Here is a 17,501-nt window from a genome sequence, read left to right on the forward strand (position 1 = left end):
CCGACGTTAACATGAAGTTGAACCTATGCTCAACTTATTCTCGGTGCCCGATTTGTAGGATCGGCGCATGCCCGCGCAGAAATCCCTCCGCCTCGACGCCCGCCGCAACCGCGACGCGCTCGTCACCGCGGCGCGCGAGGTGTTCGCCGAACGCGGACTCGACGCGCCGCTCAAAGAGATCGCCGCTCGGGCGGGCGTGGCCATCGGCACGCTCTACAACCGTTTCCCCACCCGCGACGAGCTGATCGCGGCCGCGGTCGAGGATCGAATCGAGGCGGGCGGCCGGATCGCGGAAGAGGCTCTGGCGCTTGCTGATCCGTGGGAGTCGTTCGTCTATCTCGTCGAAAAGATCTGTGCGCTACAGGCTTACGACCGGCTGCTCAACGAGCTCGCGCTGCGGGCCGCGCCGAGTCCGGAGATCGCCGCGCAACGTGATCGCGGGCATGCAATCATGCGTGAAATCATCACGCGCGCACAGGATGCCGGAGTGCTGCGCGCGGACTGGGCGCTCGAGGACATCGCCTTCATCACCTGGTCGCACACCCGGGTGGTGGAGCAGACGGCGGGCGTCGCCCCGGAAGCCTGGCGGCGCAATCTCGCCCTGATGCTGGACGGGTTGCGCGCGGAAGCCGCTCACCCGCTGCCGGTTCCGCCGATCACCGAGGAACAGCTCGAGCGCTCGCTGCTGCCCGACCCGGGCGCAAGCGGCGGAACAGACTCCGGTTACCGTCGAGGGTGATAGCTCGTTCGATTGTCTGGAGGTAGTGAAATGGCTTCGATTTCCGCGGTACCGACCTCGCTGCTCGCGGCCGGTGGTCTCACCGGTGGTTTCGCCCTCGCCCAGGCCACCAAGCAGCGTCAGCTCGGCGGCGCGGTGTTCGCGGCCGGGACCGCCGCGGCCTTCCCGCGCTGGCGCAAGACCGTCGGGACCGGCGGCGCGGCCGCGCTGACCGGGCTCGCCATCGGCGCGATGGGCGCCTCGCACCCGCTGGCCAAGAAGATCGGCGCGTGGCCGTCGGTCGCCGTGGTGTCCGGTGTGGTGGCGGTCGCCGCCTGGGCCGCCGTGGATCGCCGCGCCTGATCGCGAGGGCCGCGCCTGATCGAGGATCGCCGCGTCTGATTCGTCGGCGTGCCGCGCGGGGCGTGTTGCCGACCAGTAGGTCTGATTCCGTGCTCGTGGACGGGAAGCGCAATACCGTGGGGTATGCGCACTTTCGTACACCTGCTGCTGTTCGCCGCCGCCATCGCGGTGGCGGTCGGGGTTTTCGGTCCGCTGGTCGGCTCGGTCGACGCGCGGAATGTTCAATTCGGTGATCTGCGAAGCGGTTTCGCGCAAGGGCGGTCACTCGATCAGATCGGCGCGCATTCGGGGGCGTTCACCAGTTCACTGGCGATCGGGCTGCTGGGCGTGGCCGCGGTCGTGCTGCTGGCCGCGCTGGTCGGCTCCCGGATCGTCGGCTGGGTCGGCGTCCTGGTCGGACTGGCCGGGCTCGGCGTGCTGACCTGGCGGCTCGACGACCGCTTCGACCACGAGCTACGCACCGACTACCGGCATCTGCTCAGCGGGGCCTGGGGGCTGTACCTGGTCGGCGGCGGGCTGCTGCTCTCGCTGTTGCTGCTGCTCGTACCGCGTGAACGCCGACTGCCGCCCCCGCCGCCGGGGCCGCGTTTCTGATCTTCGAATGCGCTGTCCCGCAGCGTAGTTCGATCAACTTCCGAACCGCCGCGTAACCCCTCGACGTATCTAGGGCGAACGAGGAGGTTCAATGATTAACAACCCTGTCACAGCCCGGAAACTTGCGGCCTGTATGGCCATCGCCGGGACGATTCTCGCCGTCGGTGCGGGTGTCGCCGGCGCGGAGCCCGCGGGTCGGGGAAACATCCCCACGCCGTCTGGGCCTTCCACTTCCGGTGAACACGCGCACGTGGTCGTCACCTACGACTACAACGGCTACCCCGAGTACAACTACGTCTACACCCAGACCGATCCGGCACCGTCCGCCGACCCGGCCACCGGTAACCGGCTCGCCCCCGGCGGCCAGGACCGCACCTGGGCGCCGGTCGCCCACCCCGACGGCAGCTGGACCGTGTGCCAGCCGTATGCGGTGCAATGCAAGTGATTTCGCCGCGCGGACCTCGATTCGCGGAAATGCGACGTCCGAAATCCGCGTGAATTCCACCCCGCGGTGATCTACCGTCGGTGAATGGCACAGCAGATCGAATCGGCGGACAGGCGTGCGATGGTGGCGGCAGCCAGCACGGTCGTCCTCTGGGCCTCGGCCTTCGTCTTCATTCGCAGTGCCGGACATGCCTTTTCGCCAGGAGCCCTGGCCTTGGGCCGTCTGCTGTCCGGATCCGTCGCGTTGATCGCGATCATGCTCATCACCGGTGAGCGCTTCCCGGCCCGCTCGGCCTGGCGTGCGATCCTGATCACCGGGGTGCTGTGGTTCGGCGTCTATATGGTCGCACTCAATTGGGGCGAACGCCACCTGGACGCCGGAACTGCCGCCATGGTCATCAACATCGGTCCGGTCCTCATCGCGCTGCTCGGCGGATTCCTTCTGTCGGAAGGCTTTCCGCCGAGATTGATGGCCGGTATCGCGGTGTCCTTCACCGGTGCGGTGGTCGTCGGCCTGTCGAATTCCGGCACCGGCTCGGCCGCCGCGCTCGGCGTCGCCCTGTGCCTGCTCGCCGCCGCCTGCTGGGCGGTCTCGGTGGTAGTCCAGAAACCGGCCCTCACCCAAGCCTCCGCCCTCCAGCTCACCACCGGCGGCTGCGTCGTGGGAACCATTGCGTGCCTGCCATTTTCGGGTCAACTGGTGTCGGAGGCGGGCAACGCCCCCGTCACCTCCACCCTGAGCCTGGTCTACCTCGGTGTCTTCCCCACCGCCCTGGCCTTCACCACCTGGGCCTACGCCCTGGCCCGCACCACCGCCGGAAAAATGGGCGCCACCACCTACGCCGTCCCCGCCCTGGTCATCCTCATGTCCTGGCTGGCCCTCGGCGAAGTCCCCGCCCTGCTCGCCCTACTCGGCGGCCTCCTGTGCCTCTCCGGCGTAGCCATCACCCGCTCCGCCCCACCCCGCCCGACCGCCGCCCCGACCACGAATCCGGCGATCTCACCGGCCGAGTAGTTGGATCAGTGTCCTGAGCTGTGCGCCGTAGTATTCCTCGAACTCCGTGGTGCCGGGCTGCTTTCCGGTGGCTTGCAGGGCCGTCTCGGGGAGCATGACGGGTGCCAGGATCATGCCCATCAGGGCGATGCGCATGAAAGCGGGGTCGAGGCCGGGCGGGATCTCGCCGCGGTCCCGGGCTCGGGTCAGATTGGCCAGATCGCTGTCGACGGTGGCCGATCCATCCAGATAGTCGGTGGCCGAACCACTTCCGGTGAGGCCGCGCCAGACCAGCAGACGGGCCGGGCGGGGGTCGGCCAGGGCGGCCGACAGGTAGCGGGCCGCGATCTCGTCGAGCGGTAGTTCCGGGTCGGCCCGCTCGGCCTCGGCGGCGGGCCAGTCGCGTTGAATCTCTTGGTAGAGGCCCTCTTTGCCGCCGAAGTAGTAGGCGATCAGCTGCTTGTTCACCCCGGCGCGATCGGCGATCTCCTGGACCCGCGCACCATCGAAACCCTTGGCGGCGAACTCGTCCAGCGCCGCGTCCAGGAGGGCCTGGCGTGAACGCTCGGCATCACGGCGGCGGTCGGCGGCGCTGGGTGCGCGCCGTGGACCGCGGCCCGGTGTGGTCGGGGCCGGGTCCGCTTCGGGTTCGAGTGCCATTCGGTGATCGTACTGCTCGGATGACTGGGTCATCCGAGTCGGCAACTGTGTCATATGAATGGTTGTCATCCAAGTGGTTGACACAATTATCCATCTGGATGACACTTCGAACGTGACTCTCTCGAACCTCCCGGAAGCGGTCGACGACCGGCCCGCTCTCACCCCGCAAGCACGCCGGGCCATCGTCGTCGTGCTGGTCGGGGCGATCCTCGCCTTCCTCGACGCGACCGTCGTCAACGTCGCCCTGAAGTCCCTCGCCGCCGATCTCGGCGGGACGCTGGACTCGATCGGGTGGGTTGTCACCGTGTACCTACTCGTGCAGGCCGCGGTACTGCCGGTGACCGGCTGGGCGGCCCGTCGGGTGGGAGCCAAGCGGCTGTACATCGCCGCGCTGCTGCTGTTCACGCTCGCCTCGGTGGCATGCGCGGCCGCCGGGAGCGTCGGCGCGCTGATCGCGGCACGGGTGGCGCAGGGGCTCGGGGCGGGGGTCATGATTCCGGTAGGGCAGATGATCCTGGTGACCGCGGCCGGGCGGCAGGGGATGGCCAGAGCCATGGTGGCGGCGGGCATTCCGATGGTGCTGACACCGGTGATCGGGCCGACCATCGGCGGGCTGCTGCTCGAATACGCGGGCTGGCAGTGGATCTTCCTCGTCAACGCGCCGATCGGCGCGCTGGGCTTGGTCCTCGCCGCGCGACTGTTGACTCCGGACGATCGGACCGAATCAGCCGGGGCGCTGGATGTTTTCGGGTTGATCCTGGTATCGCTGGGCATGGCGGGAGTCACCTACGGGCTCTCCGAGGCGGCGTCGCGCGGGCTGACGGACGCGCGCGTGCTCGTAACGCTGGGCGGCGGAACGGTTTTGGTGGCCCTGTTCGTCATCCATGCGCGGCGGTCCCCGAATCCGGTGCTGGACCTGGGGCTGTGGCGGGACCGATTCTTCGCGGCCGGAACGGTCTCGACATTCGTCATCGGCGCGGTGACCTTCGGCGCGATGGTGTTGCTGCCCTTGTATTTCCAGCTCGTACGCCATCAGGATGCCGCGCACACGGGCCTGCTGATGGCCCCGCAGGGTATCGGCGCGGCCATCGCGATGGCCTTGTCCGCCCGCCTCTACGAACGTGTAGGTGCCCTGACCTCGTTGCTCGGCACCCTGGTCGGCTGCGCCGCCACCATCCCGTTCATGCTGATCACCGCCGACACCCCGTACTGGCTGCTCGGCGGTGCCATGGTCCTGCGCGGACTCGGCATCGGCCTGGCGGCCATGCCCGCCATGACCGCCGCCCTGCGCAACCTGACACCGTCCCAGATCATCGACGCCACACCGCAACTCACCATGATGCAGCGCATCGGCGGATCGATCGGCACCGCAGCCTTCCTCGTCGTCCTCCAACAGCACCTGCCCGCCGACGGGTCCGCGTCCACGGCTCAGGGTTCGGCCTTCGCGGTGACCTTCGCGTGGGTCCTCGCCGCCTCCGCACTGGCCGTCGTGCCGACGGCGGCGCTGGCAGTCCTGGAGCGCCGCGCGGCCCGATCAGGAATCGAGGCTGTGTAGCCGTGCGGTGAGGTAGTCGGCCTCGACCGTGTTCTCGGTGAGCAGCAGCGCCTCGCGGTAAGCGAGGCGGGCCTCGTCGAATCTGGCCAGGCGGGTGAGGAATTCGGCGCGGGCGGCGGGAAGGTACTGGTAGGCGGTGAGCTGCGGGTCGGTGGCCAAGGCGTCGAGTTCGTCGAGGCCGCGTTGGGGGCCGTAGGCGTGGCCCAGGGCGATGGCGCGATTGAGGGCGACGACCGGGGAGTGCCAGACCGTGATCAGGTGGTCGTAGAGGCCGGCGATCTCGTGCCAGTCGGTGGCGTCGAAGTCGGGGGCCTCGGCGTGGACGGCGGCGATGGCGGCCATGAGGGGGAAGCGGCCGGGGGAGCGGCTGCGTAATGACCTGCGTACCAAGGCGATTCCCTCGCGGATAGCGTGGTGATCCCATCGGGTTCGGTCCTGGTCGGCGAGGCGGACGAACCGGCCGTCGTCCTCGGTGCGGGTGGTGCGGCGGGCGTCGGTGAGCAGTAAGAGGGCGTACAGACCGGCCACGTCCGGGTCGTTGGGGAGCAGCAGGCGCAGCATGCGTGCCAGGTCGAGGGCGCGTTCGACGAGTTCGGGGCGGACCAGGCGGTCGCCCGCGGGGGCGGTGTGACCGGTGGTGTAGAGCAGGTGCAGGACGGTGAGGACGGCATCGACGCGGTCGGGGATCTCCTCGTCGGGCGGGAGACGGTAGGGGATGTGCGCCTCGGCGATCTTCTTCTTGGCCCGCGTGATTCGCGCCGCCATGGTGGGTTCCGGGACCAGGAACGCACGGGCGATCTCCGGGGTGGACAGGCCGCACAGCAGGCGCAGAGTGAGCGCCACGCGCGCTTCCATCGCCAGCGCGGGATGGCAGCAGATGAAGATCAGGCGCAGACGATCGTCGGCCACGGAATCCGCGGTGACAGGGTCGGGCGGATCCTCCACCAGCAGGGGGATCGACCGCTCGAACGCGATGTCACGCCGCAGCGCGTCGAGGGCCCGGCGCTTGGCGACCGTGGTCAGCCAGGCCCCCGGCCGATCCGGGATACCGCTCTCCGCCCAGGACCCCAGCGCCTGCGTGAACGCCTCCTGCACAGCCTCTTCCGCGAGATCGATATCGCGGGTCACGCGCACGGTGGCGGCCAGCACGAAACCCCACTCGCGCCGATGGGCGTCGGCGACCGCGGCGGCCACCTCCGCGGCAGTCACGGCGCGTCGTGCGGCAGGATCGGCCGGACCTCGATGCCGCCGAACGGTGAGGGCACCGCGACGGCGATCCGGATGGCCTCGTCCAGATCGTCGGCCTCGATCAGGTAGTAGCCGCCCAGCACCTCTTTGGACTCGGCGAAGACGCCGTCGGTGATGACCGGATGGCCCTGCGCGTCGTGCCGGACCATGGTCGCGGTCGACACCGGCCGCAGTTCGTTGCCGCCGCGCAGCCGGTCGGCGTGGGCGGCCATGAACTCCCGATGGTCGTTGCGCATCCGCTCCCGCGCGGCCGGACCGGCGGCCAGATAGGACTGCTCGTCGTGGTGGATCAGCAGCAGATATTCGGGCATGTGACCGCTCTCCTTCGCTGGATGGTTCGCAACTACGTCGTTCGGGGGCGTCGCGAAATCGACACGACCGCGACAAAGATTCTCGCGCCGATTGTCGATTCCCGGCCGGACCCGCACGACGGATTCACGAGTCGGCCGCCGCGGCCGTCCATCCGACAAGGAGAACGACAATGTCCACCTTCATCCTCACGTTCCGCAACGATCCCACCACCGCGCCGACCGCCGCGCAGGAGAAGCTGTGGGCCGATTGGTTCGCCGAGATCGGCGAGCACGTCACCGACTTCGGCAGCCGGGTCGGCCAGGCCGTCATGCTCGGCGACAACCCTGCCACGCCGGATCAGCTCTCCGGCTACATCGCCGTGAACGCCGACGACCTCGATTCCGCGGTCAAGCTCGCCTCCGGCTGCCCCGGCCTCACCTACGGCGGACGCGTGGAGGTCGGCGAACCCGTCGCCATGTGACGACCCGTACCGCAACCACTCACCCGCGCCGGGTCTGTACCCTCTACCCCTATAGGGTATATGGTCGACCCGGCAAGGGTTGGTCGGCGGAGGAGTGGGTCGGATGGAGCACAGCGGGCAACACACGGCGATGGACGCCATGGACCATTCCGCGATGGGTGCCATGGATCATGCCGCGATGGGGCATGGCGGCCATGCGGGGCACGGCGGGCATGCGGGGCACGGCGGGATGTCCATGGAGGACATGGCGCGGGATATGCGGAATCGGTTCGTGGTGGCCGCGGTGTTCTCGGTGTTGGTCATGCTGTGGTCGCCGATGGCTACCGACATGCTGGGGTGGCATCTGCCGGTGCCCTTAGGGATGCGTTCGGACATCTGGGAATTGGTGCTCAGCCTGCCGGTGATCTTCTACTCCTCGACCATCTTCTTCACCGGTGCGTGGGCGGCGTTGAAGGCGCGCACGCTGGACATGATGGTGCTGGTCGCGGTCGGCATCGGCGCGGGATGGCTGTACTCCCTCGCCATTACGCTGACCGGCGGCGGCGAGGTGTTCTACGAGGCGTCGACCATGCTGGCGACCTTCGTGCTGCTCGGGCACTGGTTCGAGATGCGGGCACGCGGCGGTGCCAATGACGCCATCCGCACGCTGCTGGATCTCGCGCCGCCGCGCGCGACGGTGGTCCGCGATGGCCAGGAAGTCGAAATCCCCACGGCCGAGGTGCAGGTCGGCGATCTGTTGCTGGTGCGTCCGGGCTCCAAGATCGCGGTGGACGGCCTGGTCGAGGAGGGCTCCGGCGAGGTCGACGAGTCCATGGTGACCGGTGAGAGCCTGCCGGTGCACAAGGAACCCGGCACCGCGGTCATCGGCGCGACCCTCAACAAGAACGGCACGCTGCGCGTGCGCGCCACCAAGGTCGGCGCGGACACCGCGCTGGCGCAGATCGTGAATCTGGTGCAGCAGGCCCAGAATTCGAAGGCCCCGGGCCAGAAACTGGCCGATCGCGCGGCCTTCTGGCTGGTGCTGGTCGCTTTGCTCGGCGGCGTACTGACTTTGGCGGTGTGGCTGCTGGTCGGTGCCTCCTTCGCCAAGGCGATGTTGTTCGCCATCACCGTCGTCGTGGTGACCTGCCCGGACGCCCTGGGTCTGGCCACCCCGACCGCCATCATGGTCGGCACCGGACTGGGCGCGCAGCGCGGAGTGCTGTTCAAGAACGCCATGGCATTGGAGAGTTCGGCTCGCATCGACACCGTCGTGATGGACAAGACCGGCACCCTCACCAAGGGCGAGCCGGAGGTCACCGAAATCGTCACCGGCTCAGCGTTTTCCGAGGCCGACCTCCTACCCCTGCTGGCGGCCGTGGAACGGGAGTCCGAGCATCCGCTGGCCGAGGCCGTGGTGCGCTACGCCAAGGAGCACGGCCCCACCGACGCCCGCGCCGTGGACTTCGAGAACGTCCCCGGCCACGGCGCGGTCGCGACCGTGGACGGCCGCCGGGTCGTCATCGGCAACCGCCGCCTGCTCGAGCGCGAAGGCGTCGACCTCGGCGCGCTGGCCGCGGCCCGCGACCGCGTGGCCGGCGCCGGGCAGACCGCCGTGCTGGCGGCCGTCGACGGTGCACCCGCCGCCGTCATCGGCATCGCCGACGCGCCCCGCGAGACCTCCGCGAAAGCCGTTGCGGACCTGCACGATATGGGCGTGCGCGTCGTCATGCTGACCGGCGACAACCATGCCACCGCCGAGCGCATCGCCGCCGAACTGGGCATCGACACCGTCATCGCCGAGGTGCTGCCCGGTGACAAGGCCGCCAAAATCGTCGAATTGCAGTCCGCCGGAAGGAAAGTCGCCATGGTCGGTGACGGCGTCAATGACGCGCCCGCGCTGGCGCAAGCCGATCTGGGCATCGCCATCGGCGCGGGCACCGACGTGGCCATCGAGACCGCCGACGTGGTCCTCATGCGCTCCGACCCGCTGGACGTCCCGACCGCGCTGCGCATCGGCCGGGGCACGCTGCGCAAGATGCACCAGAACCTGGCCTGGGCGGTCGGCTACAACAGCCTGGCGCTGCCCATCGCGGCCGGAGTCTTCGTGCCCGCCTTCGGCTTCGCCCTGCGCCCGGAGATCGCCGCCATGTCCATGTCCGGCTCGAGCATCATCGTGGCCCTGAACGCGTTGTCGCTGAAGCGATTGCGACTGCCGGAACGGGACTGAACCGGCGCACCGTGCTGTGACCCCAATTACACAGGCGGCGGAGCCGTGAGTGGAAACATGATGCCAGGAGTTAGCTATCGCTAATACGGTGGAAGTGCAATATGTCCCCGTTCCGAAAGTCCTGAATCATGCCGATCATCAACCTGGGTTCCGCCGCCATCGACCTGGCCAGCACCGTCACCGGTATCGCCGCCAACATCACCTACCTGCTCAAGGCGTGGGGCCTGGCCTGATCCGCCCCGTCACGCAGAAAAACCGTCTCCCCGGAGGCGGTTTTCGCGTATCCGGGCCCAATCCTGCTCGAGGATCGACATCACCGTGGCATCGATCCACTCGTCGCCGTAGCGCAGCGATTCCCGCAACACCCCCTCGGCGCGGAACCCCGCCTTCTCGTAGGCGCGGCGGGCGCGCGGATTGAACGCGTAGACCTCCAGCGAGATCCGATGCAGCGCGAGCTTCTCGAACCCGTAGCCGACCAGTAGCCGCGTCGCCTCCGTGCCCAGGCCCCGGCCCTGCCCCTCGGGACCGATCAGGATGCGGAAGTTGCAGCTGCGATTGCCGGGATCCCACTGATTGAGGACCGCCTCGCCGACGCAGCGGCCGTTCGCGAGCTCGGCGATGGCCAGATCGAGCCGATCCGGCTGCGCGTTGCGGGTGGAGTACCAGTCGCGCAGCCGCGTCACCTCCTCCGGATCCTCCGGCGCGGCGGTGTCGTCGTGGACGCTGCCGGTGAGGCGGCGGACCTCGGGATCGCGCAGCGCGGCGAGCATGGCGTCGAGGTCTTCGGCGACGAACGGACGCAGCAGCACCGTCGTGCCGGTCAGGGTGGGCTTGACCGTGAAATCGGCGGATTCGGGCACGGGTGAATTATGGGATGAATCCGGGCATCAAGGTCAATAGAGTCGGTGCATGGCTGCCGCACCGTCGCCCACCCTCGCTGACGTCCTCCCGTCCGTCGCCGCCTCCTTCGGGATCGACGCGCGCAATCCGCTGGGGCTGGAACCCAATCGGGACGTGGTCGTGCTGCTGATCGACGGCCTCGGCGCGGAACTGCTTGCCCGCCACCGCGACAGCGCCCCCACCCTGGCCGCGCATCTGCGCACGACGCTCATCGCCGGGTTCCCCGCCACCACCGCGACCAGCCTCACCAGCCTCGCCCTCGGCGCGCCCTGCGCCACCCACGGCATCATCGGATACTCCTTCGCCGTCCCCAGCGGCGACCACCCGCGCCTGCTGAATTCCCTGCGCTGGACCATGGATTCGGCCACCGGGCCCGACGCCCGCGACGCCTACCCGCCGGAATCCGTCCAGGCACAGCCGAGTCGCCTGGAGGATCTCGCGGCCCACGGCGTCGAGGTGCACTATGTGATCCCGGGCTATCAGCACACCTCGGGCCTGACCCGCGCCGCCTTCCGCGCCCCGGGCACGCTGCACGCCGCCACCACGCTCGACGAGCTGCGCGACGGAATCCTGGCTGTCGCACGGCATTCCGGGGCGCAGTCGCGTTTCGCCTACGCGTACTACCCGAACCTCGACGCCAACGGCCACCTGTACGGCCCGGAATCGCCGCAGTGGCTCGAGGCCCTGCGCGAGATCGACGCGGCCGTCGCCGAGCTGTTCGCCGCACTGCCCGCCACCTGCACCCTGCTGATCACCGGCGATCACGGAATGATCCACGCGGACACCGTCATCGACCTCGACGCCGCCCCCGCCCTGCACCGCGATGTCGCGTTGATCGCCGGTGAGGCGCGCGTGCGCCACGTCTATCTCGACAGCCCCGACGCCCTCGCCGACGCCCACACCGCCTGGTCCGCCGAGCTCTCCGGCCACGCCACCGTGGTCACCCGGACCCAGGCTCTCGACGAGCACTGGTTCGGCCCGACCCCGGCGGTGCCGGTCATCGCCGCCCGCATCGGCGACCTCATCGCCGTCGCCGAGGGCAATGCCGTGCTGGTCCGCCCGGGCCTCGAGCCTTTCGAATCCGCTCTCCTCGGTCACCACGGCGCGCGCACCTCCGCCGAGCAACTGATTCCCCTGATCACCGGCCCCTGACGGCCCTGATGTGGCCTGGCGCACACGCGGGGGAGTGGGCGAGGTGAGCCATAGAGGCATTGCCTGAACCTTGGGACCTTATTACAGTCGGACTGCAATAAGGCTCGACAAACCAGGGTCGACCTCAAGAAAGGCAGCCGGAACATGGCTACAGGAGTTCTCGTGGAGACCGGTAAGCATCGCAGGGACACGGTCGAGGATCAGCGCTCGGGCGCGGCCGAGATGTGGGGCAAGTTCCTCGCGCTCGACGGACCCAAACACCTGCTCGACGGCGCCGCCCCGGCCATCGGCTTCCTCGTCGGATACGGCAGCGCCGATGCCGAGGTCGGCGTGTTGGTCGCGCTGACCATTGCCGTCGGACTCGGCCTCTACCGGATGCTGAAGGGCGAGACGGTCAGGACCGTCGCCCTCAGCGTGGCCGCGGTCGCGGTGTTCTCCCTGTTCGTCGGCATCACCGGCGAGGGCCGTGGCTTCTACCTGCCCGACCTGATCGTCTGCGCCATCGGCGCGGTCGCCTTCGGGGTGCCGCTGGTCACCGGCCGCCCGCTCAGCCACTGGATCTGCCGCCGCATCGGCCTGGAACCGGCCGCACACGCCGATCCGGAGCAGCGAATTCGCCTGCACCGCAAGGTGAGTGTGGCGTGGTTCGCGTTCTGGATGCTGCACCTGGTGATCATGGTGCCGCTGTACGTGGCCGACAAGGTCGTCATTCTCGGCACCGTCGCGCTGATCCTCGGCAAGCCGCTGCTGGTGGTCGCGATCGCGGCGACGTTCCTCTACGTGCGTCGCTCGCTGAAGACCTCAAGCGCGAAGTAGCGCGGTTTGCACCTGACGCAGGCGTTCCACATCACCGCGGAAACCGGCCGCCGCATCGTTGTAGAGGAACGCCTCCCACAGCCGGACCAGGGCATAGGCCAGGGTGTCGCGTTCGATCGGCGGCCGGTAACCCTCGGCCTCGGCGCGCTCGATGAAGCGTTCCACCAGCGCCACCGCCGACTGGTGCACGATCCCGTCACCACGGGTGATCAGGCGCAGCGCGGCGGTGGACTCATTGTCGAAATAGGTGCGCAGCGCGTCGTTCTCGACGAGCAGATCGATGGTGCGATTGAGCACCGCGGTGAGCCGCTCACCACCCGTGCCGCGGGTACGGCGATCCGCGTGGCGCACCGTCTTCTCCAGCTGCCGCGCGATGGCCGCGCCCAGCAGCCCGTCCCGCGACCCGAACCAGCGGTAGACACTGGCCCGGCCGACACCGAGCTGGGCGGCGATCGCATTGACGTCCAAGCGGTTTCCGGCGAGGAAGACCGCGATGGCGGCCTCGACCACATCCTCCGGGCTGGCCGAGGCGGGCCGGCCCGGCGTCCTGGTTCCCTCGGCGCGCGTCACGCCGACAGCTTAGGGGCCAGGTACTCCGACAAGGTGCGCGCCGTGGCCGCGCGTCCCAGGGCGAGCGCCTGCTGCAGGACGCCGGGATCGCGGGCGATGCGCCCGATCTCCGGGGCCTCGCGCGGCGGCCGGATCTGCAGCACCGCCGGATCGGACTCGAAATCCCGCTCGTCACTGTGGTGGCGCTCGACCCGCGCGAGCCACGGGCCCACCGTGCCGGGCGCGTGCCGCGACAGGTACCGGGCCACCACCCGGGTCTCCAGAGACGAAGGCGGACGCATGGTTTCGTCCGCGCGGCGGGTGCGCAACACCAGCACGCGAGTCGCGCCCTGGGTGAGCGCCGTGCGCACCGGGACGGATTCCGAGAGCCCGGCGTCCACGAACCGCCGTGCCCCGATGGGCACCGGCCGCCCGGCCAGGATCGGCAGGCAGGTCGAGGCCCGCAGCGCCCGCTGGACCGAACGCACGTCGCTGAGTTCGGGATTGAGGTCCACCGCGGCGCCGGTGTGCGCGTCGGTCGCGATGGGGTGGAAGGTGACGGCATTGGCCAGGATGGCCGGGAAGTCCATGGGCACGATGCGCTCGTACACGGTGTGCACCAGGTATTCGGTGTCGACCACCCGGCCGCCGCGCAAGGCCCGGGTCGGATTGATCACCCGATTGATCACCTCGGGATTCCAGGCCCGCCGGGCCTGGATCGCGCGCCCGCACAGCAGCCAGGCCGCGTTGAGCGCGCCCGCCGACGCCCCGTACACCGCGTCGAAGCAGGGCAGCACGCCCAATTCCTCGATGGCCATGGCCATTCCGTGCGAATACGCGCCGCGCGACGAACCGCCCTCGATGACCAGGGCCAGCCGGTGCGCATCGGTGCGCCGCCCGGGAATGCTGCCCTCGCGGTGGCGGCGGGCGAGGAGTTCGCCGACGCCGAGCGTGCGGTCCAGGTCGGGCACGGGTGCTCCCTTCAGGGGTGGGGTGGGTTCGAGTATACGAGGCTATTTGAGACACTCGACTCTCTGTGTATCATATTCCGCGATGGCGGGGGTAGCCATGAAACTGGAGGTCAACGCATGCAACTAGCGCTCACCGACGACGAGCTCGCCTTCCGCGACGAGCTGCGCGCGTTCTATCGGAGCGAAATCCCGGCAGAGATCCGCAACCGGCACCGGCACGGCCAGGAACTCAGCAGGGACGACATCGTCACCACCCAGCGCATCCTCAACGCGCACGGGCTGGCGACCCCGAACTGGCCGGTGGAATGGGGCGGCAAGGACTGGACCCCCATCCAGCGCCACCTCTGGCACGACGAGATGCAGCTCGCCTCGGTGCCCGAACCGCTCACCTTCAACACCAATATGATCGGCCCGGTCATTGCGCACTTCGGCTCCGAGGAGTTGAAACAGCGCTTCCTGCCCGCCACCGCCAACCTCGACATCTGGTGGTGCCAGGGCTTTTCCGAGCCCGAGGCCGGTTCCGACCTGGCCTCGCTGCGCACCGTCGCGGTCCGCGACGGCGACGACTACGTGATCAACGGCCAGAAGACCTGGACCACCCTCGCCCAGTCCGCCGACTGGATGTTCTGTCTGGCGCGCACCAACCCGGACGCGCCCAAGAAGCAGGCGGGCATCTCCCTGCTGCTGTTCCCGCTCGACACCCCCGGCGTGACGGTGCGGCCGATCAAGCTCATCGACGGCGGCTACGAGGTCAACGAGGTGTTCCTGGAGAACGTCCGGGTCCCCGCGAATCAGCTTGTCGGCGAAGAGAATCAGGGCTGGACCTATGCCAAGTTCCTGCTCGGCAACGAGCGCACCGGCATCGCCGCGGTCGGCCAGACCAAGGTGAAGCTGTGGCTGGCCAAGGAATACGCCAAGCAGACCCGGCTGGGTGAGAAGACCCTGCTCGACGATCAGCTCTTCGCCACCCGCCTCGCCGAACTCGAAAACGAGCTGCTGGCACTGGAACTGGTGCAGCTGCGTGTCGCCGCGGGCTCGGCCGACGGCAAACCCAACCCGGTCTCCTCCATCCTCAAGCTGCGCGGCACCGAGCTGCAGCAGGAGGTCACCGACCTGCTCGTGGATATCGCCGGGCCGGATTCCGTTGCGCGCGAGGACGAGTCGAATCCCGACTGGGCCCGCCGCAGCACCGCCACCTACCTGAACTATCGCAAGACATCGATCTACGGAGGATCCAACGAGGTGCAGCGCGGCATCATCGCCTCGACGATCCTCGGACTGTGAGGCAGCATCATGGATTTCGATCTCACCCCCGAACAGGAAATGCTCCGCGACACCGTGCGTGACGTGCTCGCGCGCGGCTACACCCCGGAGCGGCGCAACGAGGTGGTCGGCACCGACCTCGGCTGGGACCCCGCGATCTGGGCCACTTTCGCCGAAATCGGCTTGCTCGGACTGACTTTCGCCGAGGAGGACGGCGGCATGGGCGCGGGACCCATCGAGGCCATGCTCGTCATGACCGAGCTCGGCCGCGCGCTGGCCCCGGAACCGGTGCTGGACGCCGCACTGCTGCCCGGATGGCTGATCTCCACCCTCGGCAGCGACACCCAGCGCAAGGACCTGCTGCCGCGCATCGCCGAGGGTGAACTGAAACTCGCCTTCGCGCACGGTGAACCGGGCCTGCGCTGGCCCGCCACCGAGACCGCCACCCAGGCCCAGCGGACCGAGGACGGGTGGCGGCTGTCCGGCCGCAAACACCCGGTCTCCCACGGTGATTGCGCCGACCTGCTGATCGTGAGCGCGGCCGTCGAGGGCGGGCTGCGCCTGTTCCTGGTCGACCCGGCCGATCCGGGCGTGCGACGCAGCGCCTACGCCACCCACGACGGACTGCGCGGCGCGGACATCGCATTCGAATCCGCGGTCGCCGAGCCCCTGGGTGACGTGGCCGACGCCACGGCCGCCGTGCAGGCCGCCCTCGCCGGGGCGCAGGCCGCGCTGTGCGCCGAGGCCGTCGGCGCGATGGAGGAGTCGTTGCGTCTCACCGCCGAATACCTGAAGACCCGCAAGCAGTTCGGGGTGGCGCTGCGCAGCTTCCAGACACTGACCCAGCGGGCCGCCGACATGTACGTCTCCCTCGAACTGGCGCGCGGCATGAGCATGTACGCGTCCATGTCGCTGGCCGACGGCATCGTCGACCCGGTCGTCGCGTCGCGGGCCAAGCTGCGGATCGGGCGCTCCGCCAAGCACATCGGGCAGGAGGCCATCCAGCTGCACGGCGGCATCGGCATGACCGACGAATACCCGGTCGGCCACTACACCGCCCGGCTCACCGCCATCGAGCACACGCTCGGCGACTCCACCGACCACCTGCGCTACCTCGGCGGCTACGTCGCCGACTACCAGATGGTCGAGATCTGATGCACATTCGCGGCGCGGTACTGGAGGAGATCGGACGCGCACGGCCCTACGCCGACACGCGGCCGATCACCGTGTGCGAACTCGAACTCGGCGATCCCGGACCCACCGAGGTCCTGGTCGCCATCGAGGCGGCCGGCCTGTGCCACTCGGATCTCAGTGTGGTGGACGGCAATCGGCCGCGCCCGCTGCCCATGCTGCTCGGCCACGAGGCCGCGGGCACCGTGGTGGCGGTCGGCGAGCGGGTCGCCGACCTGCTCATCGGGCAACGGGTGGTCATGAGCTTCCTGCCGCGCTGCGAAGAGTGCGACGCGTGCGCCCGCGACGGGCAACTGCCGTGCACCGCGGGCACCCGCAGCAATACCGCGGGTGAACTGTTGCATCACGCCGGGCACCTCTCGCGCGGCGGATCCCGGGTGCGGCATCACCTCGGGGTCTCCGGATTCGCCACGCACGCCGTGGTGGATCGGGCGTCGCTGGTGCCGGTCGGCAATTCGGTGCCGCCGGAGGTCGCGGCGCTGTTCGGGTGCGCGGTGCTGACCGGCGGTGGCGCGGTGGTGAACGTGGCCCGGCCGCAGCCGCAGGACAGCCTCATGGTGGTCGGGCTCGGCGGGGTCGGGATGGCCGCGCTGCTCACCGCGAAAGCCGTTGGAGTACAACGGATCATCGCCGTCGACCGGATGGCCGACAAGCTGCTGATGGCCGAGGAGCTCGGGGCCACCGAGACCTACACGCCCGAACAGGTCGCCGCCGAGTCGGTGCGAGCCCGGTATGTGGTGGAATGCGCCGGGCACCCCGCGGCGTTCGAAACAGCTTATGCGGCAACGGAACCCGGCGGTATGACAGTGACAGTCGGTCTGCCGGGACCGAATTCGACCGTGACGCTGCCGCCATTGAGCATCACGGCCGAGGCCCGCACCATCGTCGGCAGCTATCTCGGCTCCGCCGTGCCCGCCCGCGATATTCCACGCTACGAGCAGATGTGGCGAGAAGGGCGACTGCCGGTCGAGAAATTGATTTCCGCGCGCATCGGGCTCGCGGACATCAATGCGGCAATGGATCAACTGGCCGATAGTAAGGCAGTGCGTCAAATCATTTTGTTCGACCGAGCGTGAATCCAGAATGGTTGCGCCGCACCGAT

The 17,501-nt window shown here is 69.0% G+C and carries 19 protein-coding genes; 13 read left to right on the top strand and 6 right to left on the bottom strand.

The annotated features are described in order from the left end of the window. Positions 1-67: 67 nt before the first annotated feature. The 5 genes from ACWELQ_RS02980 to ACWELQ_RS03000 all read left to right on the top strand — a co-directional run bounded on the left by ACWELQ_RS02980 (position 68) and on the right by ACWELQ_RS03000 (position 3,134). Positions 68-739 (top strand): TetR/AcrR family transcriptional regulator, encoded by a 672-nt coding sequence (locus tag ACWELQ_RS02980; protein ID WP_452395340.1) that lies wholly within the window; start codon positions 68-70, stop codon positions 737-739. Positions 740-769: 30 nt separating this feature from the next. Continuing rightward, complete coding sequence (locus ACWELQ_RS02985) at positions 770-1,081, top strand: hypothetical protein (RefSeq protein WP_452395341.1); 312 nt, start codon at positions 770-772, stop codon at positions 1,079-1,081. 123 nt (positions 1,082-1,204) lie between these two features. After that, complete coding sequence (locus tag ACWELQ_RS02990; RefSeq protein ID WP_452395342.1) at positions 1,205-1,675, top strand: hypothetical protein; 471 nt, start codon at positions 1,205-1,207, stop codon at positions 1,673-1,675. Between the two features lie 91 nt (positions 1,676-1,766). After that, positions 1,767-2,120: a hypothetical protein gene (locus ACWELQ_RS02995; RefSeq protein ID WP_452395343.1), complete on the top strand. Its 354-nt coding sequence runs from the start codon at positions 1,767-1,769 to the stop codon at positions 2,118-2,120. An 84-nt stretch (positions 2,121-2,204) separates the two neighbouring features. Beyond that, positions 2,205-3,134, top strand: coding sequence for a DMT family transporter (locus ACWELQ_RS03000; RefSeq protein ID WP_452395344.1), 930 nt, complete (start codon positions 2,205-2,207; stop codon positions 3,132-3,134). Here the strand turns inward: ACWELQ_RS03000 and ACWELQ_RS03005 are convergent. Further along, positions 3,120-3,773 carry a TetR/AcrR family transcriptional regulator gene (locus ACWELQ_RS03005; RefSeq protein WP_452395345.1) on the bottom strand — a complete coding sequence of 218 codons (654 nt, stop codon included), beginning with the start codon at positions 3,771-3,773 and terminating at the stop codon, positions 3,120-3,122. The two genes, ACWELQ_RS03000 and ACWELQ_RS03005, sit on opposite strands and share 15 nt — an antisense overlap. A gap of 112 nt (positions 3,774-3,885) precedes the next feature. Between ACWELQ_RS03005 and ACWELQ_RS03010 the strand changes: the two genes are divergently transcribed. Beyond that, positions 3,886-5,328: a DHA2 family efflux MFS transporter permease subunit gene (locus ACWELQ_RS03010; RefSeq protein WP_452395346.1), complete on the top strand. Its 1,443-nt coding sequence runs from the start codon at positions 3,886-3,888 to the stop codon at positions 5,326-5,328. Here the strand turns inward: ACWELQ_RS03010 and ACWELQ_RS03015 are convergent. Both ACWELQ_RS03015 and ACWELQ_RS03020 read right to left on the bottom strand, forming a co-directional pair. Beyond that, positions 5,308-6,537, bottom strand: a complete 1,230-nt coding sequence (locus ACWELQ_RS03015) for an RNA polymerase sigma factor (RefSeq protein WP_452395347.1) — start codon at positions 6,535-6,537, stop codon at positions 5,308-5,310. The two genes, ACWELQ_RS03010 and ACWELQ_RS03015, sit on opposite strands and share 21 nt — an antisense overlap. After that, positions 6,534-6,887: a YciI family protein gene (locus tag ACWELQ_RS03020; RefSeq protein ID WP_452395348.1), complete on the bottom strand. Its 354-nt coding sequence runs from the start codon at positions 6,885-6,887 to the stop codon at positions 6,534-6,536. The genes ACWELQ_RS03015 and ACWELQ_RS03020 overlap by 4 nt, the downstream gene beginning before the upstream one ends. Positions 6,888-7,057: 170 nt before the next feature. Between ACWELQ_RS03020 and ACWELQ_RS03025 the strand changes: the two genes are divergently transcribed. Then, positions 7,058-7,348, top strand: coding sequence for a hypothetical protein (locus ACWELQ_RS03025; RefSeq protein WP_452395349.1), 291 nt, complete (start codon positions 7,058-7,060; stop codon positions 7,346-7,348). A gap of 139 nt (positions 7,349-7,487) precedes the next feature. Then, positions 7,488-9,557 carry a copper-translocating P-type ATPase gene (locus ACWELQ_RS03030; protein WP_452395377.1) on the top strand — a complete coding sequence of 690 codons (2,070 nt, stop codon included), beginning with the start codon at positions 7,488-7,490 and terminating at the stop codon, positions 9,555-9,557. 242 nt (positions 9,558-9,799) lie between these two features. On the opposite strand, the gene ACWELQ_RS03035 is transcribed toward ACWELQ_RS03030, so the two are convergent. Next, positions 9,800-10,417 (bottom strand): GNAT family N-acetyltransferase, encoded by a 618-nt coding sequence (locus ACWELQ_RS03035; RefSeq protein WP_452395350.1) that lies wholly within the window; start codon positions 10,415-10,417, stop codon positions 9,800-9,802. A gap of 49 nt (positions 10,418-10,466) precedes the next feature. Here ACWELQ_RS03035 and ACWELQ_RS03040 point away from each other — a divergent pair, with 49 nt between their 5' ends. Both ACWELQ_RS03040 and ACWELQ_RS03045 read left to right on the top strand, forming a co-directional pair. Continuing rightward, the gene (locus tag ACWELQ_RS03040; RefSeq protein ID WP_452395351.1) at positions 10,467-11,609 is read left to right on the top strand and encodes an alkaline phosphatase family protein; all 1,143 of its coding nucleotides are present in this window, start codon (positions 10,467-10,469) and stop codon (positions 11,607-11,609) included. A 144-nt stretch (positions 11,610-11,753) separates the two neighbouring features. After that, positions 11,754-12,425 carry a DUF3159 domain-containing protein gene (locus ACWELQ_RS03045; protein ID WP_452395352.1) on the top strand — a complete coding sequence of 224 codons (672 nt, stop codon included), beginning with the start codon at positions 11,754-11,756 and terminating at the stop codon, positions 12,423-12,425. On the opposite strand, the gene ACWELQ_RS03050 is transcribed toward ACWELQ_RS03045, so the two are convergent. Together ACWELQ_RS03050 and ACWELQ_RS03055 are read right to left on the bottom strand one after the other, a co-directional pair. After that, positions 12,411-12,995, bottom strand: coding sequence for a QsdR family transcriptional regulator (locus ACWELQ_RS03050; protein WP_452395353.1), 585 nt, complete (start codon positions 12,993-12,995; stop codon positions 12,411-12,413). The genes ACWELQ_RS03045 and ACWELQ_RS03050 overlap by 15 nt on opposite strands. Next, positions 12,992-13,945 (bottom strand): patatin-like phospholipase family protein, encoded by a 954-nt coding sequence (locus ACWELQ_RS03055; RefSeq protein WP_452395354.1) that lies wholly within the window; start codon positions 13,943-13,945, stop codon positions 12,992-12,994. Before ACWELQ_RS03055 ends, ACWELQ_RS03050 begins: the two co-directional genes overlap by 4 nt. Positions 13,946-14,062: 117 nt before the next feature. Between ACWELQ_RS03055 and ACWELQ_RS03060 the strand changes: the two genes are divergently transcribed. The 3 genes from ACWELQ_RS03060 to ACWELQ_RS03070 are packed head-to-tail and all read left to right on the top strand — an operon-like array spanning position 14,063 to position 17,475. Then, entirely contained in the window at positions 14,063-15,229 is a 1,167-nt protein-coding gene (locus tag ACWELQ_RS03060; RefSeq protein WP_452395355.1) for an acyl-CoA dehydrogenase family protein, read from the top strand. Between the two features lie 9 nt (positions 15,230-15,238). Continuing rightward, positions 15,239-16,363: an acyl-CoA dehydrogenase family protein gene (locus ACWELQ_RS03065; protein WP_452395356.1), complete on the top strand. Its 1,125-nt coding sequence runs from the start codon at positions 15,239-15,241 to the stop codon at positions 16,361-16,363. Then, positions 16,363-17,475, top strand: coding sequence for a zinc-binding dehydrogenase (locus tag ACWELQ_RS03070; RefSeq protein ID WP_452395357.1), 1,113 nt, complete (start codon positions 16,363-16,365; stop codon positions 17,473-17,475). The genes ACWELQ_RS03065 and ACWELQ_RS03070 overlap by 1 nt, the downstream gene beginning before the upstream one ends. Positions 17,476-17,501: the final 26 nt, after the last annotated feature.

This window comes from Nocardia sp. NPDC004722 (genome assembly GCF_053601505.1).